General features: G+C 68.5%; 21 protein-coding genes. 10 read left to right on the top strand and 11 right to left on the bottom strand.

The annotated features are described in order from the left end of the window. Window positions 1-4: 4 nt before the first annotated feature. The 5 genes from ACQ7HM_RS07335 to ACQ7HM_RS07315 all read right to left on the bottom strand — a co-directional run bounded on the left by ACQ7HM_RS07335 (window position 5) and on the right by ACQ7HM_RS07315 (window position 5122). The gene (locus ACQ7HM_RS07335; protein ID WP_434215539.1) at window positions 5-436 is read right to left on the bottom strand and encodes an organic hydroperoxide resistance protein; all 432 of its coding nucleotides are present in this window, start codon (window positions 434-436) and stop codon (window positions 5-7) included. Window positions 437-550: 114 nt separating this feature from the next. Next, window positions 551-2026 (bottom strand): catalase, encoded by a 1476-nt coding sequence (locus ACQ7HM_RS07330; RefSeq protein WP_434215538.1) that lies wholly within the window; start codon window positions 2024-2026, stop codon window positions 551-553. A gap of 139 nt (window positions 2027-2165) precedes the next feature. Beyond that, window positions 2166-2804 (bottom strand): hypothetical protein, encoded by a 639-nt coding sequence (locus ACQ7HM_RS07325; protein WP_434215537.1) that lies wholly within the window; start codon window positions 2802-2804, stop codon window positions 2166-2168. Window positions 2805-2829: 25 nt separating this feature from the next. Next, the gene (locus ACQ7HM_RS07320; RefSeq protein ID WP_434215536.1) at window positions 2830-3852 is read right to left on the bottom strand and encodes an aspartate-semialdehyde dehydrogenase; all 1023 of its coding nucleotides are present in this window, start codon (window positions 3850-3852) and stop codon (window positions 2830-2832) included. Between the two features lie 4 nt (window positions 3853-3856). Beyond that, window positions 3857-5122, bottom strand: a complete 1266-nt coding sequence (locus ACQ7HM_RS07315; protein WP_434215535.1) for an aspartate kinase — start codon at window positions 5120-5122, stop codon at window positions 3857-3859. Window positions 5123-5264: 142 nt separating this feature from the next. Here ACQ7HM_RS07315 and ACQ7HM_RS07310 point away from each other — a divergent pair, with 142 nt between their 5' ends. Next, window positions 5265-6617 carry a hypothetical protein gene (locus tag ACQ7HM_RS07310; RefSeq protein WP_434215534.1) on the top strand — a complete coding sequence of 451 codons (1353 nt, stop codon included), beginning with the start codon at window positions 5265-5267 and terminating at the stop codon, window positions 6615-6617. A 14-nt stretch (window positions 6618-6631) separates the two neighbouring features. Here ACQ7HM_RS07310 and ACQ7HM_RS07305 read toward each other — a convergent pair whose 3' ends face one another. From ACQ7HM_RS07305 to ACQ7HM_RS07295, 3 genes are all read right to left on the bottom strand, one after another. Further along, entirely contained in the window at window positions 6632-7036 is a 405-nt protein-coding gene (locus ACQ7HM_RS07305) for an SRPBCC family protein (RefSeq protein ID WP_434215533.1), read from the bottom strand. Between the two features lie 69 nt (window positions 7037-7105). Continuing rightward, window positions 7106-7366, bottom strand: a complete 261-nt coding sequence (locus tag ACQ7HM_RS07300; protein WP_434215532.1) for a hypothetical protein — start codon at window positions 7364-7366, stop codon at window positions 7106-7108. A gap of 73 nt (window positions 7367-7439) precedes the next feature. Further along, window positions 7440-8168 carry a TetR/AcrR family transcriptional regulator gene (locus ACQ7HM_RS07295; protein WP_434215531.1) on the bottom strand — a complete coding sequence of 243 codons (729 nt, stop codon included), beginning with the start codon at window positions 8166-8168 and terminating at the stop codon, window positions 7440-7442. A gap of 167 nt (window positions 8169-8335) precedes the next feature. On the opposite strand from ACQ7HM_RS07295, the gene ACQ7HM_RS07290 reads away from it, so the two are divergent. The 5 genes from ACQ7HM_RS07290 (at window position 8336) to ACQ7HM_RS07270 (ending at window position 15684) form a co-directional block, all read left to right on the top strand. Further along, on the top strand, window positions 8336-9853 hold the full coding sequence (locus ACQ7HM_RS07290; RefSeq protein ID WP_434215530.1) for an MFS transporter: 1518 nt from the start codon (window positions 8336-8338) through the stop codon (window positions 9851-9853). Between the two features lie 38 nt (window positions 9854-9891). Further along, entirely contained in the window at window positions 9892-10452 is a 561-nt protein-coding gene (locus ACQ7HM_RS07285) for a nitroreductase family protein (protein WP_434215529.1), read from the top strand. Next, window positions 10449-12068, top strand: a complete 1620-nt coding sequence (locus tag ACQ7HM_RS07280; RefSeq protein ID WP_434215528.1) for an FUSC family protein — start codon at window positions 10449-10451, stop codon at window positions 12066-12068. The genes ACQ7HM_RS07285 and ACQ7HM_RS07280 overlap by 4 nt, the downstream gene beginning before the upstream one ends. Window positions 12069-12226: 158 nt before the next feature. Beyond that, window positions 12227-14089, top strand: a complete 1863-nt coding sequence (gene leuA, locus ACQ7HM_RS07275) for a 2-isopropylmalate synthase (RefSeq protein ID WP_434215527.1) — start codon at window positions 12227-12229, stop codon at window positions 14087-14089. A gap of 113 nt (window positions 14090-14202) precedes the next feature. After that, window positions 14203-15684, top strand: a complete 1482-nt coding sequence (locus tag ACQ7HM_RS07270; protein ID WP_434215526.1) for a flavin-containing monooxygenase — start codon at window positions 14203-14205, stop codon at window positions 15682-15684. Window positions 15685-16396: 712 nt separating this feature from the next. Here ACQ7HM_RS07270 and ACQ7HM_RS07265 read toward each other — a convergent pair. Continuing rightward, window positions 16397-17311 (bottom strand): LysR family transcriptional regulator, encoded by a 915-nt coding sequence (locus tag ACQ7HM_RS07265; protein ID WP_434215525.1) that lies wholly within the window; start codon window positions 17309-17311, stop codon window positions 16397-16399. Window positions 17312-17384: 73 nt separating this feature from the next. On the opposite strand from ACQ7HM_RS07265, the gene ACQ7HM_RS07260 reads away from it, so the two are divergent. The 4 genes from ACQ7HM_RS07260 to ACQ7HM_RS07245 are packed head-to-tail and all read left to right on the top strand — an operon-like array spanning window position 17385 to window position 20804. After that, entirely contained in the window at window positions 17385-18428 is a 1044-nt protein-coding gene (locus ACQ7HM_RS07260; RefSeq protein ID WP_434215524.1) for an EamA family transporter, read from the top strand. Continuing rightward, on the top strand, window positions 18425-19591 hold the full coding sequence (locus ACQ7HM_RS07255) for a MurT ligase domain-containing protein (RefSeq protein ID WP_434215523.1): 1167 nt from the start codon (window positions 18425-18427) through the stop codon (window positions 19589-19591). Before ACQ7HM_RS07260 ends, ACQ7HM_RS07255 begins: the two co-directional genes overlap by 4 nt. Next, entirely contained in the window at window positions 19584-20303 is a 720-nt protein-coding gene (locus ACQ7HM_RS07250) for a type 1 glutamine amidotransferase (RefSeq protein ID WP_434215522.1), read from the top strand. The genes ACQ7HM_RS07255 and ACQ7HM_RS07250 overlap by 8 nt, the downstream gene beginning before the upstream one ends. A gap of 54 nt (window positions 20304-20357) precedes the next feature. Next, window positions 20358-20804 carry a hypothetical protein gene (locus tag ACQ7HM_RS07245; protein WP_434215521.1) on the top strand — a complete coding sequence of 149 codons (447 nt, stop codon included), beginning with the start codon at window positions 20358-20360 and terminating at the stop codon, window positions 20802-20804. 1 nt (window position 20805) lies between these two features. Here ACQ7HM_RS07245 and ACQ7HM_RS07240 read toward each other — a convergent pair whose 3' ends face one another. Together ACQ7HM_RS07240 and recR are read right to left on the bottom strand one after the other, a co-directional pair. Then, on the bottom strand, window positions 20806-21354 hold the full coding sequence (locus tag ACQ7HM_RS07240) for a uridine kinase family protein (RefSeq protein ID WP_434215520.1): 549 nt from the start codon (window positions 21352-21354) through the stop codon (window positions 20806-20808). A gap of 2 nt (window positions 21355-21356) precedes the next feature. Then, window positions 21357-21968: a recombination mediator RecR gene (gene recR, locus ACQ7HM_RS07235; RefSeq protein WP_434215519.1), complete on the bottom strand. Its 612-nt coding sequence runs from the start codon at window positions 21966-21968 to the stop codon at window positions 21357-21359.

Genomic DNA, 21968 nt, shown 5'->3' with positions numbered 1-21968 from the left:
GCGATCAGACGTGTGCGGTGACCTTCTGGTCGATGTTGCCCTTGGTCGCCTTGGAGTACGGGCAGAACGAGTGCGCGGTCTCGGCGACCTTGTCGGCGGTCTCCTGGTCGAGGCCGGGCAGCGTGACGTCGATCGCGGCGGTCAGGCCGAACCCGCCGTCGGCGGAGTCCTTGCCGATACCGATGGTCACCTTCACCTCGGTGCCCTCCGGCGGCTTCACACCCGACTGCTCGGCGGTCGCGCGCAGGGCGCCGAGGAAGCATGCGGCGTAACCGGCCGAGAACAGCTCCTCGGGGTTGCTGCCCTCACCGCTACCGCCCATCTCCTTCGGCGGGCGCAGATCGAGATCGATCTGACCGGTGTCGGAGTAGACCTGTCCGTCGCGTCCGCCGCCGGTGGCCTTGGACGTGATCGTGTAGACGGTGTCGATGCTCATGAGCTCCTCTTCCTGAAGGGACAGTGGGGTACGCGAACGAACACGTACGCCCAGCACAACGGCCCCGCGGAACGGATTGTTCCGCGGGGCCGTCGGTGACGGTGTCTGCCCAGATCAGCCCTGGGCGCCCTCGCGGACCCCGGCCTCGACCTTCTTGCCCAGGTCGGGATCGACGTTGGTCCAGTACTCGAAGACACGGCTGAGCACGGGCTCGGTCACCCCGTCGAGCACGTGGCCGACGATGTTGTCCACGAGGCGGTCGCGCTGATCGTCGTCCATGACCTCACGGACGAGCTGACCTGCCTGCCCGAAGTCGCCGTCCTCGGGGTGCTCGACGTACCCGGTGCGCAGGGCCTCGCCGTCGAAGTTCCACACCCCCTCGTCGCCGGCGGCGTCCGCCGACGCGTGCGGGCCGCCGTAGGAGTTCGGCGCGTAGACCGGCACCTCGGGTCCGTGAGAGCGGTACGACATCGACCCCTCCTTGGAATAGGTGTTGATCTCGGCGTTCTTCGCGTAGTTGACCGGCAGCTGCGAGTAGTTGGTACCGATGCGGTAGCGGTGGGCGTCGGCGTAGCTGAACACCCGGCCCAGCAGCATCTTGTCGGGCGAGAACCCGATGCCCGGAACGACATTCGACGGTTCGAACGACGACTGCTCGATGTCGTTGAAGAAGTTGCGGGGGTTGCGGTTGAGCGTCAGCCTGCCGACCTCGATCAGCGGATAGTCCTTCTGCGACCAGACCTTGGTGAGATCGAAGGGGTTGACCTTGTATCCCGCGGCCTCGTCGACCGGCATCACCTGGATCTTGAAGGTCCAGCTCGGGAAATCACCGGAGTCGATGGTCTCGTAGAGATCCTTGCGGTGGTGATCGGGGCTGCTGCCGGCGAGCTGGTCGGCCTCGTCCTGGGTGAGGAAGTCGATGCCCTGGTCGGTCTTGAAGTGGAACTTCACCCAGAAGCGTTCTCCCGCTTCGTTCACCGTCTGATAGGTGTGCGAGCCGAAGCCGTCCATGTTGCGCCAGGTCTTGGGGATGCCGCGGTCACCCATCAACCAGGTCACCTGGTGCGCACTCTCGGGGCTCAGGGTCCAGAAGTCCCACTGCATGTTGTGGTCGCGCAGCGCGGAACCGGGGAGGCGTTTCTGCGAGCGGATGAAGTCCTGGAACTTGATGGGGTCCTTCACGAAGAACACCGGGGTGTTGTTGCCGACGAGGTCCCAGTTGCCGTCGGTGGTGTAGAACTTCAGCGCGAAACCACGGGGGTCACGCCACGTGTCGGGGCTGCCCTGCTCCCCGGCGACGGTCGAGAACCGTGCCAGCGCTTCGGTTCTCGCGCCCTGCTGCAGGACCTTGGCCTTGGTGTAGCGCGAGATGTCGTGGGTGATCTCGAGTTCACCGAAGGCGCCACCGCCCTTGGCGTGGACGACCCGCTCCGGCACGCGCTCCCGGTTGAACTGGGCCATCTTCTCGATGAGGTAGTGATCGTGCAGCAGGATCGGTCCCTGCGCACCGGCGGTGAGCGACTGGTCGTCGCTGGCGACGGGGATGCCGGTGTTGGTGGTGGTGTGCGGAATGGAAGCGTGCTGGGTCATCGAAGGTCTCCTTGCGATTGCCGTGCGGCTCGCCAGGGCTCGAAGAGTCGCGCTTGTCGGTCGGGCTGCATTCGTTCACGGCCGGAGATGGGACCAACGGTACGGCATCATCTGGAACGAATCCAGATCTCGCCGACACTCAGCCGCGGCGGGACCGCATCTGTCCCGGACGCAGACGCATCGGCTCGGGCAGCCACTGGTTCACGCTGCGACGCAGAGTGAACAACGCCGAGAGCAGGAGCAACGCGAACTGCACCCACGCGACCACCGTCATGATCGGCGAGACCTGCGGATAGTCGAAAAGGAGGTCGATGCCGACGGGTATGCACAGCAGCATCAGCACGACCGCGGTCACGTAGAAGCTGCGGCAGTTACGGCTGTGGTGGCGCGAGACGGCGATCAGGAGCGGGTACTGGATGGCGAGCAACACCACGATGGCGATCAGCATGATCACCGGATACGTCGACGACAGCGAGTCGACCTGGGTCGCCGGGGCGGATTCACTCGGGTCCGTCGCGATGCCCTCCTCCAGTCGCCCGCGCAGGGCGTCGGAGATGGTGCCGAGGTTGATCAACCCGTACGCCGTGCTGATCAGCGCCGCGACGGCGCCACCCACCCACAGCACGAATGCGTGCTGCAACGCGCGGGGCGGCGGGCCGACGTCGTCGGCGCGCAGATCCTTGTCGGCCGAGGTCCGACCGGCCGCGATCTCGGCCATGTCCATGGCGTCGAGTTCGGCGAGGCTGGGGATGGGCTCGGGATCCGGCGGAGTGCTCACGCACTCCAGTGTGGCACCCGAGGAATCAGACGAGCAGTTCGGCGATCTGGATCGTGTTCAGCGCGGCACCCTTGCGCAGGTTGTCGCCGGCGACGAACAGCGACAGGCCGCGGCCGTCGGGCACACCCTCGTCGACACGGATGCGTCCGACCAACGACTCGTCGATACCGGCCGCGTCACGCGGTGTCGGCACGTCGACCAGCCGCACACCGGCGGCGTCGGCGAGGATCTCGCGTGCCCGCTCGACCGACAGCGGCCGATCGAACTCGGCGTTGATCGACAACGAGTGGCCGGTGAAGACGGGGACCCGCACGCAGGTCCCGCTGACCAGCAGCTCGGGCAGATCGAGGATCTTGCGCGACTCGTTGCGCAACTTCTGGTCCTCGTCGGTCTCGAACGACCCGTCGTCGACGATCGACCCGGCCAGCGGGATCACGTTGTAGGCGATCGGCGCGACGTACTTGACCGGCGCGGGGCCGGTCACCGCCGAGCCGTCGTGGACCAGCTTCTCGACGTCGTCGATGCCCGCGCGCAACTGTCCCGCGAGCTCCTCGACGCCGGCCAGACCGCTGCCCGAGACCGCCTGGTAGCTCGAGATGATCAGCCGACGCAGACCGGCCTCGGCGTGCAACGGTTTGAGCACCGGCATCGCGGCCATCGTGGTGCAGTTCGGGTTGGCGATGATGCCCTTGGGCGGGTTCGCGGCCAGGTGACCGTTGACCTCGGAGACGATCAGCGGGACATCGGGGTCCTTGCGCCAGGCCGACGAGTTGTCGATGACGGTGACCCCGGCGGCGGCGAATCGCGGCGCCTGCTCCCGCGACATCGTCGCGCCCGCGGAGAACAGGGCGATGTCGAGGCCTGCGGGATCGGCGGTCGCCGCGTCCTCCACGGTGATCTCACCGTCGAGCCACGGCAGTTTCTTGCCCGCCGACCGCGACGACGCGAAGAACCGCACGTCGTCGGCGGGGAACTCCCTCTCGGCGAGCAGGGTGCGCATGACGGCACCGACCTGACCGGTCGCGCCGACGACTCCGATGCGTGTCATCGCGTCACCGCCCCGATCCGGCGTGGACGGTCGCGACCTCGTCGCCACCGAGATCGAAGGCGGCGTGGAGCGCGCGGACGGCCTCGTCGAGTTCGGTGTCGCGGCAGAGCACCGAGATGCGGATCTCCGAGGTGGAGATGAGCTCGATGTTGATACCCGCGGTGCTCAGCGCCTCACAGAACGTGGCGGTCACGCCGGGGTGGCTCTTCATGCCCGCACCCACCAGCGACACCTTGCCGATGTGGTCGTCGAACAGGATCTCCGAGAACCCGATCTCGCCCTTGAGCTTCATCAGCTTGTCGACCGCCACCGGGCCGAGTTCCTTCGGCAGCGTGAAGGTGATGTCGGTCTTGCCGGTGTCGACCTTCGAGACGTTCTGCAACACCATGTCGATGTTGATCTCGGCGTCGGCGACGGCACGGAACACCTGCGCCGCGTAGCCCGGCTTGTCGTCGAGCCCGACCACGGTGATCTTGGCCTCGCTGCGATCGTGTGCGACTCCGGTGAGAATTGCGTCTTCCACTGCGATGTCCTCCATCGAGCCGGACACGATGGTGCCGGGCTTGGTCGTGTACGACGAGCGAACGTGTACGGGAACGTTGTAGCGGCGGGCGTATTCCACGCACCGCAGCATGAGGACCTTGGCGCCGCACGCGGCCATCTCGAGCATCTCCTCGAAGGAGACGGTCGCGAGGTGTCGTGCGTCGGGGACGATGCGCGGGTCGGCGGAGTAGATGCCGTCGACGTCGGTGTAGATCTCGCACACGTCGGCGTCGAGCGCCGCGGCCAACGCGACGGCGGTGGTGTCGGAGCCGCCGCGGCCGAGGGTGGTGACGTCCTTGGTGTCCTGCGAGACGCCCTGGAACCCGGCGACCAGGACGATCTTGCCCTCGTCGAGGGCGCTGCGGACGCGGCCGGGGTTGACGTCGATGATCTTGGCCTTGCCGTGGCTGCTGGTGGTGATGACGCCGGCCTGCGACCCGGTGAACGACTGCGCCTGGGCGCCCATCGAGCTGATCGCCATCGCGACGAGCGCGTTGGAGATGCGCTCACCGGAGGTCAGCAGCATGTCCATCTCGCGGGCGGGCGGCGACGGGCACACCTGCTCGGCGAGGTCGAGGAGTTCGTCGGTGGTGTCGCCCATGGCCGAACACACGACGACGACGTCGTTCCCCTGCTTCTTGGTGGCGACGATCCGCTCGGCCACGCGACGGATCCGCTCAGCCGATGCGACCGACGATCCGCCGTACTTCTGCACCACGAGCGCCACGCCGGCCTACCTCCACCTGTCCTGGTCGTCTGAGTACCGCGATCTGAGACTCGCCATACCCTACCGGCCGACCTGCACCATGACCGATTCGAGCGGTGACCTGGCCGGATCAGTTCGATCGCTGGGCTTACGATCTGTAGTCGTGGCAGGAACCCCCTCGGCGAGCACCCCCACCGCGACCGACCGTCCCGGGTCGAGCACCGATGACCGCGATCCCGCGTCGACCGACCCCGCGTCGCCGGTCGAGCCCGGATGGGCCGGGCGTCATCAGGACTGGCTGGCGCCGATCGCGATCTATCTCGCCATCCGCGCGATCGGACTGCTGACGCTCGCGCGCTTCGCCGATCTGCGCGGCGGTTCGGTCGGCTACTTCCTGTCGTCGTGGGACGGCAGGTGGATGCTGGCCATCGCCGAACACGGCTACAACGGTGTGCCCTTCACACAGGCCGACGCGCACGGTTTCCGTGACGCCAACACCCCGTACGCGTTCTTCCCCGGGTACCCGATGCTCGTCGGCGCGGTCGCCAAGCTGCCGGGCGTCACCGCCTTCGGCGCCGCGATGGCGGTCAACATCGTGGTCGGTTGCATCGCCGCGGTCGGCGTCGCGCGCCTCGGCGCACTGTGCTGTCGCCTCATGGGCGAACGGCCGCGTGGCGGGTCGGGGTGGTTCACCGACAATCTGCGGATCACCTCGCGGGTCTCGATGTTCCTCAACTCGACCACCGGCTCGACCGACGCACCGACGTCGCAGGTGGTCCCGCGTCGCGTCGGGCTGATCCTGGTCGTGCTGTTCGCCGCCGCGCCGATGGGGATCGTGCTGTCGATGGCCTACACCGAGGCCCTGTTCTGCGCGCTCGCCGTGTGGGCGCTCGTCGGCGTGCTGGAACATCGCTGGTTGCTCGCCGGGACGATGACGATGCTGGCCGGGCTGACCCGACCCACGGCCGTCGTCCTCGTCGGCGTGGTGATGCTGGCGGCCCTGCTGGCGCGCCGCGACGGGCCCCGGGCGTGGCTCGCGATAGCCCTCAGTCCGCTGGGCTACCTCGGTTACCTCGGGGTGGTGTGGCACCAGACCGGCAGTCCCACCGGATGGTTCACCATCCAGACCCAGGGCTGGGGCACCGAGATCGACTGGGGCAGGGCCGCCTGGCAGTTCGTCAACTACTCGCTGGTCAACGCCGACGAGGTCGCCGTGGTCGCGACGGCGTGGATCATGGTCGCCACCATCGCACTCGTCGCGGTGTGCGTGTGGGAACGACTGCCGTGGCCGGTGCTGCTCTACGGCACCCTGGTGATCGTCTCGATCGTCGCCTCGAGCGGGCTGATGATGAGCCGACCGCGACTGTTGTTGCCCGCCTTCGTGATGCTGATCCCCTCGGCGATAGCGCTCGCCCGCGCCCGCCCCTTCACGCAACTGTGGGTGTTGGCCGCGGTGGTCACGTTGAGCTCGTGGTTCGGCGCCCACATGCTGACGGTGTACCCGCACGCGATCTGAGCGCGCGGGCCCGATCAGGCGCGGACGAGCGCGAGTTTCTCGATGCGTGGCAATGCGATGGCCATGATCGTCAGGTAGGCCGGTGCCCACAGGGGCACACCGAAACTCAGCACACAACGGTCCTCGCCGCGCGGGATCACCTCGTGGCGCGTCGCGGGGATGCCCGCCACCCGCCACGCCCACGCGCGCCCCGGCGTGAACTCGGTGATGGTGAACGGCAACGGCACGCCGACCGGGGTCCACACCTTGCCCTGCGCTCCCGCCGACAACGGGCCGTCGGTGTCGAGCTGCGCCCCCGACACCGAGGGACCCCACTGCGGCCAGGCCGTCAGATCGGTGATCACGTCCCACACCGCGGCGGCGGGTGTGTCGATGGAGAGTTCGACCGAGGGCATCGCGTGTCGCAGTCCCAGACGCATGTCCTCGACAGTAGGTGTCGGAGCCGATCGGTGTCGGGGGCATGACCGTCCGGGTCACATCCGCGGGGCTCACCGCACCCCGAGCCACCGCGGGCCGGGAAACCCGGTGTCGGCGTCGGTCCCCGACCGCTCGTGCGCGGCGAGTCGATCGCGCGCGGCGCGGATGATCACCTCGTCACGGATGCCGTCGGCGTCGGGACCGAGGTCGGTCAGGACACCGGCGTAGGAGTCGAGTGTGGGCAGCCCGGCCTCGCGATGCCGGCGTCGATCGACGACCGACAGCGTCAGGACGAGAGCAGGGGTCAGGATCAGGATCAACGTGAGGGTCATGGCACTGACTCTGCGGGCACAACGATCCTGCCACCAGTGGCAGTCGTGACACTCTTCGCAAAGATCCCGCCAGTCAGCGGGCGGCGGCCTCGAAGCCCACGCAGAGCAGTTCGACACCGTGGTCGAGTCGGCGGCGCGAGTCGGTCAGTCGACGCTCACGGCCGACACCACGCAGCGCGGCCACCCGGGGCGGCGGCTCGTCGGTCTCGTCGCCGTCGAGCACGTCGTCGAGACCACTGCGTGTGGAGACCTGCTCGGCGTTGGTCCGCAGCAGCTGGTCACTGACGTCGGCGAGGGCCACCCCCTGGATGTAGCTCCACAGGGTCAGCGTCATCTCGGCCGACGTCACCCGGTCGACGCCGAGCTGCGAGAAGCCGGCCATCATCCAGTCCAGACATCCCAGACTCGACGCCCCCATGCTGTGCCGGGGTGACGAGTAGGCGAGCACGACCCACGGGTGACGCTGGTAGAGCGCCCAGTCGATCTCGACGGCGACCTGCACGCACTCGCGCCACGTGCGGTGGCCGACCACGGCCAGATCGTCGCTGCGGGTGTCGCCGGCACCGTCGGTGCGCGCCATCTCGTGCGGATACGGGAACCGGCGACCGACCTCCTCGGTCATCGCCATCAGCAGCGCGTCCTTGTCGGCGACGTGGCGGTAGAGCGACATCGCACCCACCCCGAGGCGGTCGGCGATCTTGCGCATGGTGACCGCGGCGAAGCCCTCGGCGTCGGCGAGATCGATCGCCGCCTCGACGATCGCCGACCGGGTCAGGCGCGGCGATCCCGTCGATTCGGTCATCACCCACCACCTCCCGTCGACGGTGGCGCAGAGCACCACGGAATTCATTTGCGTACAGCGTACCCACATGGGTATCTTTGCCGGAGCAAACCATCCGCGTACGCCGTACGCGCCATGGTTGATCACGGCAGTGCCCGCCCATCGAGCCGGCAGAGGAGGACAGCAGCATGAGCACCATCGCGCAGACAACAGGAGGCGCCGACCCGCGAGGGACGCAGCCGCGCACCGACCCCCGCGCCTGGCTGGGCCTCGCGATCATGTCGCTGCCGGTGCTGCTGGTCGCCATGGATTTCTCGGTCCTCTACCTCGCCATCCCGACGATCACCGATCAGCTCGAGCCGACGGCCGCCGAGCAGCTCTGGATCGTCGACATCTACGGCTTCCTCATCGCCGGACTGCTCATCACGATGGGCAACATCGGCGACCGCTTCGGACGCCGCAAGATCCTGCTGACCGGCGCGACGCTGTTCGGTCTGGCGTCGGTGATCGCGGCCTTCGCGCCGAACCCCGAGGTGCTCATCGGCGCACGAGCGCTGATGGGTGTCGGCGGCGCGACGCTGCTGCCGGCGAGCCTGTCGTTGATCAGCAACATGTTCCCCAACCTGCGCCATCGCTCGCTGGCCATCGGCGTGTGGACCGCATGCTTCGCCGGCGGCTCGGCCGTGGGCCCGGTCATCGGCGGTGTGGTCCTGCACCACTTCTGGTGGGGCTCCATCTTCCTGCTCAACGTCCCGATCCTGCTGGTGCTGCTGGCGCTCGCACCGCGGTTCGTACCCGAATACCGTTCGGGCACCACCGATCCCTTCGACGTCGTCGGCGTCGTGCTGTCACTGCTGGGCATCCTGCCGCTGGTCTACGCGATCAAGCACGTCGCGGCCGACGGCGTCGACGCCGTCGGGATCGTCTCCGCCGTGGTCGGCGTGACCGCGATCGTGGCGTTCATCCGGCAGCAGCGGAGCGCGAAACACCCTCTGCTGCAGATCAACCTGTTCCGCCTGCCCGCATTCACCTCGGCCATCCTGGCCGCGTTGACCTGCATGATGACCCTGGGCGCCCTGTCGTATCTCACCGGCATCTACCTGCAGTCGGTGCTGGGTCGCGATGTGCTCGCCGCGGCACTCGCCGGCGTCCCGATGGCGGTCGCCGTCGCGGTGTTCTCGCTGGGGGCCTCACGGATCAGCTCCCTGCTGGGAAATCGCGGCGCCTTCGTGACGGCGTTGTTGTTCGCCGCCGCGGGCAATCTCGGGTTGCTGGCCCTGGGGACCGACACGCCGCTGTGGATCTACCTCGCGGCCACCACCGTCGCCGGCGTCGGCTACGGCATCGTCTTCAGCCTGGTGTCGGAGGTCGCGGTGGCGTCGGCACCGCCCGAGCGTGCGGGCGCGGCGTCGGGGATCTCCGAGACCAGCTTCGAGCTCGGCACCTCGCTGGGGCTCGCGCTGATCGGTTCGCTGGCCACCCTGGTGTTCCGCGGCAATTCCGACGGACGCGACTTTTCCGACACCCTCGGCGAGACCCTGCGTCACGCATCGCAACTGGGGTCGGGCCAGGGTGGTGATCTGGCGCAGACCGCTCGCAATGCGTTCGTCGACGGGCTGCATGTCGCCGTCGGCGCCAGCGCAGGAATACTGGTGGTGATGGCCGTGGTGATCGCGGTCGTGCTGCGCCGCCGGCCGGCGCGCTGACGGTGCCCGCGCTGCGGGTGCAGGAGGGGACGACAACTGTGCACGAGCTCTTCGAGAAGCGCTGGAGCGCGCGAGGCCTCGACGCCTCGGCGACCATTCCCCCCGACGACCTGACCTCGATCCTCGAGGCCGGGCGGTGGGCGCCCACCTGGGGATCGACCCAACCGGTGCGGTTCGTCGTCGGTGTGCGCAATGATGCGACCTTCACCGCACTCACCGAGGTGCTCAGCCGCGGGAACACCTGGGCCACAGCGGCATCGGCGCTGATCCTGCTCACGACCCGCGACGACGCCACCGACGCGAACGCGACCACCTACGGTGCCGTCGATCTCGGACTCGCGACCGCACAGATGATCCTGCAGGCCGTCGATCTCGGTTATGTGGGTCACCCGATGGCCGGATTCGAGGTCCCCGCCACCATCGAGCGTTTCGAGATCCCCGCGGGTGAGCGACCGCTGGTGCTGCTCGCCGTCGGGACCCTCGCCGACGCGGCCACGCTGGAACCGAAGATCGCCGAGAAGGACGCCCGAGAGCGCACGCGACGGCCCCTGGGTGAGATCGCGTTCGCCGATCGCTGGGGCCACCCCTTCGGCGGATGAGCCCGGACGACGGCACCGCGCCACACCCGCCGCCCCCGCGGCCGTCGGTGCGTGCCCTGTTCTTCGGGGTGTCGGGCTTCGGCACGCGCTGGCCGGCCGCGGTGCGCGCCGCAGCCGCGTTCGCCCTGCCCGCGGTGGTGCTGCTCGCCGTCGGGCTCGGACACAACGCCCTGTTCTCCGCGCTGGGTTCGTTCGCGGTGCTCTACGGCGAGAACCGCCCCTTCCGGATCCGATGGCGGGTCATCGGCGTCGCCTCGGCCGCGCTGCTGGCCTCGGTCGCGGTGATGGGTTCCCTCGGCCACCTCGCCGATCTCGACGCCTCGGCGGCGGTGCGCTCGGGACTCGTGATGGCGTCGGTCGCCATCGCCGGTGTCGCGGTGTTCGTGGGCAACGCCCTGCGCATCGGTCCGCCCGGACCGCTGTTCTTCGTGCTTACCGGCGGTATCGCCGCCACGGTGACCCAGCACGGCGTGAACCCGTGGGTCGTCGTAGGGTGCACCGCGGCCGGGACCGTGGGCTCGGTGATCGCGGGGATGACCCCGGCGCTGATACACCGCTCACGACCCGAGGAGTCGTCGGTCACCGCGGCCGTCGCCGCGATCGACGACTACCTCGCCACCGACGCACCACCGGAATCCGCACTGCGCCAGGGCGCGTCCGGCCAACTGCTGCACGCCTGGAGCGTGCTGCACGACGCCGCGCAGACCGACGGCGCACTGGCACAGCGACTCTGGCGCTCACACCACCGGCTGCACGGCGCCGATGACGACGTCGCCCTCGCCACCGCCCCGCTACCGCGCCCCTCGGTGACGCAACGCCTCCGGGCGGCCGCACACCCGCACAGCCACGCGGTGGTCGCCACGACGCGCGTGGTCGTCGCCGCCACCGTCGTCGGGTTGGTCTCGGTCGCGGTCGGGCTGAGCCGACCCGACTGGGCGATCGCCGCGGTCGTCCTGGTCCTGCAGCTCGGGCCCGACCGCATCCGTGGTGTGCTGCGCGGCGCCCATCGACTCGCCGGAACCGTTGTGGGCGTAGGTCTCTTCGCCGTGATCCATCTTCTCGAGCCGGGCAGCGTGGCGCTGGTCGCGATCCTGACCGTCCTCACCTTCACCATCGAGATCAGTGTGGTGAGCAACTACGGGCTGGCCGTTCTCGCCATCACCCCGCTCGCCCTCCTCATGTCGCCGACCACGGCCGGACTCGCGGTGATCGCCGGTGACCGGGTCATCGAGACGGCGCTGGGCGTGGCCGTCGCGGTCGCCTCGTTGTGGGTGGTGAGCCCCGGCGCGCACCGGCGCACCACACGGTGGTCCCGGTCGGCCGCGGTGGGCGACATGCAGCGCCTGCTCGACGACGTCGTCGTCGCCTCACCGCACAGCGACACGGCGCGGGCCGGGCGCCGAGACGTGCAGTGGGCGCTGATGGAGGCCGAGCTCGCCGCGACCGAGAGCGCCGTCGACGAGCCCGGATGGGCCCGCACCGACTGGCCCTCCCACGTGCGACTACGCCACCTCGGCCACGATCTGCTCGCCGCGTGCTGGACCGCGCCGCGTGACCGTCCGCTCGACGCGGACGTCGTCGCCGACCTGCGTGCCCGAGCGACCGCGGTCGGGTGAGTGTTTGGCCCATCACGGGGGCGGGGGTATCGTCTGCCACCATGCGGCGCAGCCTCCTTCTCGGGTGCCGCGGCGGGGTCTGATCAGACCGGCTCCCCGTCGCGGGGGTCGATACTGCGCCGGTCACTTCATCCACGACCACGGAGAAATGACCCTCAATGCCTGCAGCAGACAGTTTTCGTTCCGGAGCCAGCCGCATCGTGTCGCCCGGCGGCCCCGTCCCCTCTGACCAGCCGAGCTGGAACACCCAGCGCGCGTCGGCGATGCCCGCGCACCGGTACAAGCCCTTCGCCGACGAGGTCGAGGCCGTCACGCTGGCCGACCGCACCTGGCCCGACCACGTCATCGACCGCGCACCGGCGTGGTGTGCCGTCGACCTGCGTGACGGCAACCAGGCCCTCATCGACCCGATGAGCCCGGCGCGCAAGCGCCGCATGTTCGACCTGCTTGTCCGCATGGGCTACAAGGAGATCGAGGTCGGTTTCCCCTCGGCCAGCCAGACCGACTACGACTTCGTCCGCGAGATCATCACCGACGGGGCCATCCCCGACGACGTGACCATCCAGGTCCTCACCCAGTGCCGCGACGAGCTCATCGAGCGCACCTTCGACGCCTGCCGCGGTGCGCGGTCGGTCATCGTGCACTTCTACAACTCCACCTCGGTGCTGCAGCGGCGCGTGGTGTTCCGTGCCGACAAAGCCGCGATCACGAAGATCGCCACCGACGCCGCTCACAAGGTGAAGTCGGAGGAGAAGAAGTATCCCGACACCCATTGGCGCTACGAGTACTCGCCGGAGTCCTACACCGGCACCGAACTCAGCTACGCCAAGGAGGTGTGCGACGCGGTCACCGAGATCATCGCGCCCACACCGTCCGACCCGATGATCCTCAACCTGCCGGCCACCGTCGAGATGGCGACACCGAACGTGTACGCCGACTCGATCGAGTGGATGCACCGCAACCTGGCCCGACGCGACTCGGTGATCCTGAGTCTGCACCCGCACAACGATCGCGGAACCGCCGTCGCCGCAGCCGAACTCGGCTACCAGGCGGGCGCCGACCGCATCGAGGGTTGCCTGTTCGGCAACGGTGAGCGCACCGGCAACGTGTGCCTGGTGACCCTGGGCATGAACCTGTTCAGCCGCGGTGTCGACCCACAGATCAGCTTCTCCGACATCGACGAGATCCGCCGCACCGTCGAGTACTGCAACCAGCTCCCGGTCCCCGAGCGGCACCCCTACGGCGGCGACCTGGTCTACACCGCGTTCTCCGGCAGCCACCAGGACGCGATCAACAAGGGTCTCGACCAGATGAAGGTCGACGCCGACGCCGCCGATTCCGACATCGACGACCTCTACTGGCAGGTGCCCTACCTGCCGATCGACCCGAAGGACGTCGGGCGCACCTACGAGGCCGTGATCCGCGTGAACAGCCAGTCGGGCAAGGGCGGTGTCGCCTACATCATGAAGTCCGACCACGGTCTGGCCATGCCGCGTCGACTGCAGATCGAGTTCAGCCGCGAGATCCAGAAGATCACCGACGGCGAGGGCGGCGAGGTCTCGCCCAAGGAGATGTGGGACGTCTTCGCCGACGAGTACCTGCACCCGCTGCGACCGCTCGAGCGCATCAGCCAGCGCGTCGACGCCGCCGAGACCGACGACGGCGAGGACCGCATCAACGCGGTCGTGAAGGTCGACGGTGTCGAGAAGGAGATCGCCGGCCGGGGCAACGGACCGCTCGCGGCGTTCGTCGACGCCCTGGGCACCGTCGGGTTCAACATCCGGATCCTCGACTACAGCGAGCACGCGATGACCGCGGGCTTCGACGCCAGCGCGGCCAGCTACGTGGAGACCGAGATCGACGGCGAGGTCGTCTGGGGTGTCGGCATCGCCACCTCGATCACCACCGCGACGCTGCGCGCGGTCGTCTCGGCGGTCAACCGCAACCACCGCAAGCGCTTCGGAACGGGCACCGGCGACGACGTCGCCGCCGGTCCCGCACCGCGCACCTGGGCCCCCTGACCCGAGGGCGGCGGGTGCTGAGACCTGCTCACGGACCTTGACGGTTCGGCGCCACCGCGCGAGACTCCTCGGGTACGTGTAACTGCGTGTACCACCTACCTGAGGGGTCGACGATGACACCACAGTTCGACGCGATCATTGTCGGCGCGGGCTTCGGCGGCATGGGCGCTGCCATCGCCCTCGCCGAGCTCGGTCTCACGAACGTGACGATCCTCGAACGCGAGGACGACCTGGGCGGGACGTGGCATGTCAACCACTACCCCGGACTCGCGGTCGACATCGCCTCGGTGACCTACTCGTACTCGTTCGCGCCCAACCCGTACTGGTCGCGACTGTTCGCACCGGGTGCCGAGCTGAAGCGCTACGCCGAACACGTCGCCGAGCGCTACGACCTGCGTCGGTCGATGCGGTTCGGGGTCGTGGTGGAGCGCGCCGAGTGGGATGACGCCGCCCAGCAGTGGGTCGTCACCACCGCCGACGGCGAGACGCTGCGCGGTCGATTCCTCGTCACCGCCACCGGCTTCCTGTCGCAGCCGTACACGCCGGACTTCCCCGGTATCGAGGAGTTCGCCGGGAAGATCATCCACACCACACGGTGGGACGACACCCACGATTTCGCCGGCGAACGCGCCGCGATCATCGGCACCGGCGCCACCGCGGTGCAGCTGATACCCGAGATCGCGGCCCGGGCAGACGATCTCACCGTGTTCCAGCGGACGCCGATCTGGGTGGTCCCCAAGATCGACTTCGCGATACCGCGGTTCGTCCAGCGACTGTTCGCCCGCATCCCCCGCACGCAGCGGGCGGCCCGCACGGTGAACAACGCGATTCTCGAGGCCATCATGGTCGTCGGTGTGTTGCACTTCCGTCAGGCCAAGGCGGTCAACCGGATCGCGGCCGCGGTCGCCCGCGCACACCTGCGGGTGTCGGTGCGCGACCGCGCCACCCGCCGCGCCCTCACCCCGCACTACGACTTCGGCTGCAAGCGACCCACGTTCTCCAACAAGTACTTCCGCACTTTCAACCGCCCGAACACCCGGTTGCAGACCTCGTCCATCGAACGCTTCACCACCGACGCGGTCATCACCGCCGACGGCACCCGCACGCCGATCGACACCCTCGTGCTGGCCACCGGATTCAACCTGTGGGATGTCAATTTCCCGGCCCTGCAGATCATCGGCCGCGAGGGCCGTGATCTCGGCGCGTGGTGGCGGACGAACCGTTTCCAGGCCTACGAGGGCATCACCGTGCCGCGGTTCCCGAACCTGTTGAGCCTCAACAGCCCGTACTCCTACAGCGGGCTGTCGTACTTCACCACGATCGAGTCTCAGATGGCCCACATGCAGCGACTGCTGACAGAACTCGAACGTCGTGGCGCGGCCACCTTCGAGGTCACCGACGAGGCGAACTCCACGTTCCTCGACGACGTGACCGAGAAGCTGGGCGACTCGGTCTTCTACGGCGGACAGTGCTCCACCTCGCGCAGCTACTACTTCAACCAGCACGGCGAGGCGGCGCTTCTGCGCCCCACCTCGACGTCGGCGTCGTTCGCGGCCGCCTCGACCTTCCCCGTGAGCGACTACCAGTTCAGCTGACCCACAGGGCATTGTCGACCCGCAGGTCGACGGGCGGAGATTCAGCGCCGGATGAACCGCCGCCACACGAGGCGCGGTGTTGACGACCGCGATCCACGGCGCGTACCCGCCTCGATGCCGACGTTCGCGGAGACATCGGCCGCGGCGGCGAGTATCGCCGCCCGGAGGAGCGACCGCTCGCTGGTGGCGCGCCAGTAGGAGAGGAGACCCGTTCCGCCCCGAGGGGCAACGGGTCCACGCGCACCGGCGGTACGGACTTCGATGGCGTCGGACGGGTGCGGCGCGACCGACACCAGCCGGAGCGCTGTGGGCGGGCGACGTCGGAGATCGGACGCCTCGCCCGCGCCCCTGGTTTGCGCTCCTGCCGAGTAATCCTGTGCCTGCTCCACGCGATGTTCCCCCTGAACCCGATTCTGGACGCGGGAATCTGCCGAGGAAAGGTGATAAACCGCCCCCCGACAGCCGCGCCCACGAATAGAAACACGACAAGTCGAGCACATCAAAATCTACGAACAACGATTGCGCCCGTGTGTGACGAAGAATCATGAATTGCGGCCCTGACAGCACCGTCAGCCCAGGTGAAGAGCACGATTGGTGATGCGGCTCACCGTGCGACAATGCGACGACGCGGCGCAAACAATCGGATATCAGACTACAGCTATGTGCAATAAATCGTGAACAAAGCCACCGTAAATATACGCGGTGGAAAGAATTATTTGACCATTTGTGTCGTCATCGCCCCGAAGTCCGCGCACGCTGCCGACAGCGCGTTCAGCACCGATGCGTTGACACGGCGGTCGAGCGCCGTCGGACGATGGAGGATCTCGTAGACGCGCGCCGCGCGGACGCCCGAAAGCACGAGCCGATGCACCTGCGGATGTCGTACCGCGTGTCGGGACATCAGGGCGATGCCGTGGCCGGCGGCCACCATGGCTTCGATGACCGCGAAGTCGTTGATCCGGTGGATCACTCGCGGCGCGACACCGGTCACCGTCGCGAGCGACAGCAGGACGTCGTCGACGGGGAACCCACCGCGCACGCTGATCCAGTCCTCGTCGTCGAGGTCGTCGAGACTCACCGACGCGCGCTCGGCGAGTCGATGATCCGGCGGGACGACGAGGTCGACGGGCTCACGCATCACCACGGCGGAACGCACGCGGGGCGAGGTGATCGACGGCGCACGTTCGTCGCGGTGGGTGAGCACGAGATCGTGATCGGCGAGGGCGTCGGGCGCCGACGGATAGGGCACGTCGACGTCGGCGGCGACGAGCTCGATCCCCGACGACCCCGTCGCCGACAACAGATCCGGCAGCAGCAGCGCTGCGGCCGAGGGGAACATCGCGAGCCGGACCGTGCCGACGGTGGTGCGTGAGCGGGCCGCCATCTCCTCGGCGGCCCGGTCGACAGCCGCGATCACCTCGTCGGCGCGCAGCACCAGCGCCCGGCCCGCGTCGGTGAGACGCAATCCGCGTCCCTGCTGCTCGAGGAGCTCGATACCCGCCTCCCGGGCGAGGATCTTGAGCTGCTGCGACACCGCCGAGGGCGTGAGACGCATCGCATCGGCGACCGCTCCGACGCTGCCCCGGTCGGCGAACTCCCTGAGCAGGCGGAGTCGGTGCACGTCCATGTAGGAAATCTACATCGTCAATCCATCACAATTCGATTGTTCTGAAGCTGTGCGCCCGCCGACGATGAACCCCATGAGCACTCGCCACCGTCTCATCGGGCTGACCGTCGTGGTCCTCTGGGGACTCAACTTCATCGCCATCCACGCCGGGCTCGAACACTTCCCGCCCTTCTTCTTCGCCGCGCTGCGATTCGCCGTGATGGCGGTCCCGGTGATCCTGTTCGTCCCCTTCCCGAACGTTCCGGTGCGATGGCTGCTGCTCTACGGAACCGGTTTCGGGATCATCCAGTTCGCGTTCCTGTTCCTGGCGCTGGCGAACGGCATGCCCACCGGCCTCGCGTCCCTGGTGCTGCAGTCCTCGGCGCCGTTCACCGTCGTCCTCGGCGTGCTGCTGCTCGGCGAGCGGATGACCCGGCGGCAGGTGCTCGGCATCGGCGTCGCGATCGGGGGCATGGTGCTGATCGGGGTCGACCGGGCCGAGGCCGGCGCGGGGATCGGCGTGCTCCCGATGCTGCTCACCCTTGTCGCCGGCCTGGGTTGGGCCTTCGGCAATCTCGGCAGTCGCCTCGCCAAGCCCGACAACCCCATGCGACTCACGCTGTGGATGTGCGTGATCCCCCCGATCCCCCTGTATCTCGTGAGCCTGGTGATCGAGGGCCCGTCGGCAGGCGTCGATGCTCTGTCGACGGCGTTCACCCACGAAGGTCTCGTCGCCCTCGCCGGACTGGCCTACGTGATCGTGTTGGGGACCGTCGCCGGCTCGGGACTGTGGACCTACCTGATGAGCAAGCATCCCGCCAGCACGGTGGCACCGTTCTCGCTGCTGGTGCCCGTGGTGGGGATCACCGCCTCGTGGTTGGTGCTGGGTGAGAACCCGTCTGCGCTGCAGCTCATCGGGGCCGCCGTGGTCATCGTCGGCTGTCTCGGCGGGATGATGGGCGCCGCGGGCAGAGCGGTCCCTGTGACAGACTCATCGGCATGTCCGACGCCCCCAGAGAACGCCGGGAGCACGCAACTCCCCGGGCGCGCCTCCCGTTCCGTACGCGGACGGCGCTCGCGGCGGCCGCAGGAGCCCGCTGGGCCTCCCAGAGAACCGGTCGCGGCAAAGGCTCCATGATCGGCGGCCTCATCGCCGCGAAGATCGACCCCTCGATCATGGGCCGACTCGCCGGCGGCAAGGCCACCGCTCTCATCACCGGCACCAACGGCAAGTCCACGACGACGAAGATGACCGCGGCCGCACTGGCCTCGCTCGGAAGCGTGATCAGTCAGGCCGACGGCGCGAACATGGACGCCGGCATCATCGCCGCACTCACCCTCGGCCGCGACGCCCCGTACGCGGCGATCGAGGTCGACGAACTGCACGTGCCCCACGTGTCCGACGCCGTCGACCCCGATGTGCTTGTGCTGCTCAACCTCTCACGCGATCAGCTCGACCGTGTGGGCGAGATCAACATCATCGAACGCCGGCTGCGCGAGGGCATCGCACGGCACCCGGACATGACGGTGATCGCCAACTGCGATGACGTGCTCGTCGCGTCCGCGGCGTACGACGCGGAGAACGTGGTGTGGGTCGCCGCCGGCGCCGGATGGGCCAACGACTCGGTCAGCTGCCCCCGCTCGGGCGAGCCGATCATCCGTTCCGGTGACGTGTGGTTCAGCAGCGGCACCGACTTCCGACGTCCCACTCCCGCATGGTGGTTCGACGACCACTCCATCCACGGACCCGACGGGTTCACCGCACCGATGACGCTCACGCTGCCCGGGAAGGCCAACCGCGGCAACGCGACCCAGGCTGTGGCCGCCGCGGTCGCGATGGGTGCCGACCCCTACACCGCCGTCGTCGCGGTGTCCGAGGTCGGTGAGGTCGCCGGACGGTACGGGGTACGGACCGTGGGCCCGCACTCGGTGCGTCTGCTGCTGGCCAAGAACCCCGCGGGATGGCAGGAGGCGCTGTCGATGATCGATCCCGACGCCGCCGGACTCGTGATCGCGGTCAACGGACAGGTCCCCGACGGCGAGGACCTCTCGTGGCTCTGGGACGTGCGTTTCGAGCACTTCGAGAACACGACGGTGGTCGCCGCCGGCGAACGCGCGTCCGATCTCGGGGTGCGACTGCTCTACGCCGGCGCCGAGCACCAGACCATCCCGGATCCGTTGATGGCCATCGCCTCCTGCCCGCCCGGACGGGTCGACGTCCTCGCCAACTACACCGCGTTCCGCGACCTCGGCGTCGCGATCGATCGGATCGACCGCTCAGAGGGGGTGCGACGTGGCTGACTCCACCCTGCGGATCGGTCTTGTCCTGCCCGACGTGATGGGCACCTACGGCGACGGTGGCAACGCGCTGATCCTCCGACAGCGCGCACGAATGCGCGGTGTCGCCGCCGAGATCGTGCAGATCACCCTCGACGACCCCGTGCCCGAGTCGCTCGACGTCTACACACTCGGCGGTGCCGAGGACTACGCGCAGCGTCTCGCCACCCGACACCTGTTGCGCTACCCGGGTCTACAGAAGGCGGCCGAGCGCGGCACACCCGTGCTGGCCATCTGCGCAGCCATCCAGGTGTTGGGCCACTGGTACGAGACCTCGGCGGGCGAGCGGGTCGAGGGCATCTCGATGCTCGACCTCACCACCACGCCGCAGACGACCCGCAGCATCGGCGAACTGGTGACCACCCCGACCGTCGCCGGTCTGACGCAGCAGCTCACCGGCTTCGAGAACCACCGCGGTGGAACCGTTCTCGGCGCGGATTCGGTTCCCCTCGCGCGTGTCGACTCCGGCCACGGCAACCGCGCCGGCGACCGGGCCGACGGCGCCGTCACCGGGTCGGTCATCGGGACCTATCTCCACGGTCCGGTGCTCGCCCGCAACCCCGAACTCGCCGACCACCTGCTGTCGCGGGCCATGGGCGGCGCGGCGCTCACACCACTCGACCTGCCCGAGATCGATCAGCTCCGCCGCGAACGGATCGCCGCGGCGAAGCGGTAGCACCGCCCCGCCACTGTCGGTGTCGCGTGCGACGGTGATCCGATGGTCCCGGGCGTGCGACACCAACTGTTCCTCACCCTCCGCGCCGACAGCGACCGCGACGTGGGCGAACTCGACACCCACGCATGGTCATCGGTGACCGCGCTCAGCCGTGCCCTCGACTGGACCGTTCTGGATCACCGCACCCGGACAGGTCATGCGGGCGTCACCGTCACCTCCGTCGCGACCGACCGGGACTCCGGCCCCATCACCATCACGACTTTCTGGCGTCACGCCTGCGCACTCGTCGACATCCCACCCGCGGCGACATGCGATCCACGAGTGACCGAGGTCGTGGTGGAGAACGAGTTCACGGGACCCGACGACATCACCGTCGTGGCCGGCGCCTCACACCCGGTGGGCGGGCACATGACGTCGGTGTACGAGGTGCTGTGGTGCGAGAACACCCGGCGTCACTGGGAGCGAGCCGACCTCGGGGCGACTCTCGAAGAGCTCGACTGAGTCAGCCGACCACGCGGCACCGTTCGCGGGTGCGGTCGACGGCGAACCAGCCGACCTCGAAGTCCTGCCAGCGTCGAAGGTGCTCGCGGGTGCTCTCACCGTCGCGCGCCACCGCACGCTCGAGGCGCTCGGGCGCATCGGGACCGTCGAGCCACAGCGCGTGATCGGCGCGGTCGGCCATCGCCGTCCGCGCACTGGAGACACCCTCGATGATCAACAGCGGCTCCCACCGGATCCACACGCGCGGACCGGGTTCGGCGACCTCGCCACGCCAGATCCGGGGTCGGTGTCGGTAGTCGTGACGGCGGGTGTACGCCTGCAGCACCTCGTGTTCGAGTTCGGGCCACCAGCCCACCGGGTCGTCCCACGTGGCGAACTCGTCGGTGCGGATGAGGACCGCACCGCGGCGACGATCGTGCAGCGCCGTCATCAACTGATCGGCGAACGACGACTTGCCGGCACCCGACGGTCCGTCGACGACGACGATGCCCGATCGGAGTTCGTCAGCGAGATCCGATGCCACCGAGGCCGACTCGCGATCTGAGGTCATGGTCACGTCAGGACGCGGCGACCCGACATCGCGCGGCCGAGGGTCAGTTCGTCGGCGAACTCGAGATCGCCCCCCATGGGCAGACCGGAGGCGAGTCGGGTGACCGACAGGCCCGGGAAGTCCTTGAGCATCCGCACGAGATAGGTCGCGGTGGCCTCGCCCTCGGTGTTGGGGTCGGTGGCGACGATCACCTCGGTGACGTCGACGCCATCGGCCTGATTACCCAGGCGCCGCAACAGTTCTCGAATACGCAGTTGATCGGGACCGATACCACCGAGGGGGTCGAGGGCACCGCCGAGGACGTGATAGCGGCCCTTGAACTCCTTGGTCCGCTCGATCGCCTGCACGTCCTTCGGTTCCTCGACCACACAGATCTTCGTGGTGTCGCGGCGGGCGTCGGAGCAGATGCGACAGAGCTTGTCGGCGGAGACGTTGCCGCACTCGGCGCAGAACGTCACGTCGTCGCGGACGTGTCCGAGCGCGGCGATCAGCCGGTTGAACTCCTGGTTCTCGGAGCCGAGCAGGTGGAACGCGATACGCTGTGCGCCTTTGGGTCCCAGACCGGGGAGCTTGGCCAGCTCGTCGATCAGATCCTGGATCGGTCCCTCGTACAC

It is taken from the genome of Williamsia sp. MIQD14, from assembly GCF_051025635.1.
Classification (GTDB): domain Bacteria; phylum Actinomycetota; class Actinomycetes; order Mycobacteriales; family Mycobacteriaceae; genus Williamsia_A.
Note: the sequence above shows the minus strand (reverse complement) of the source record. Positions and strands in the feature narration are given on the sequence as shown.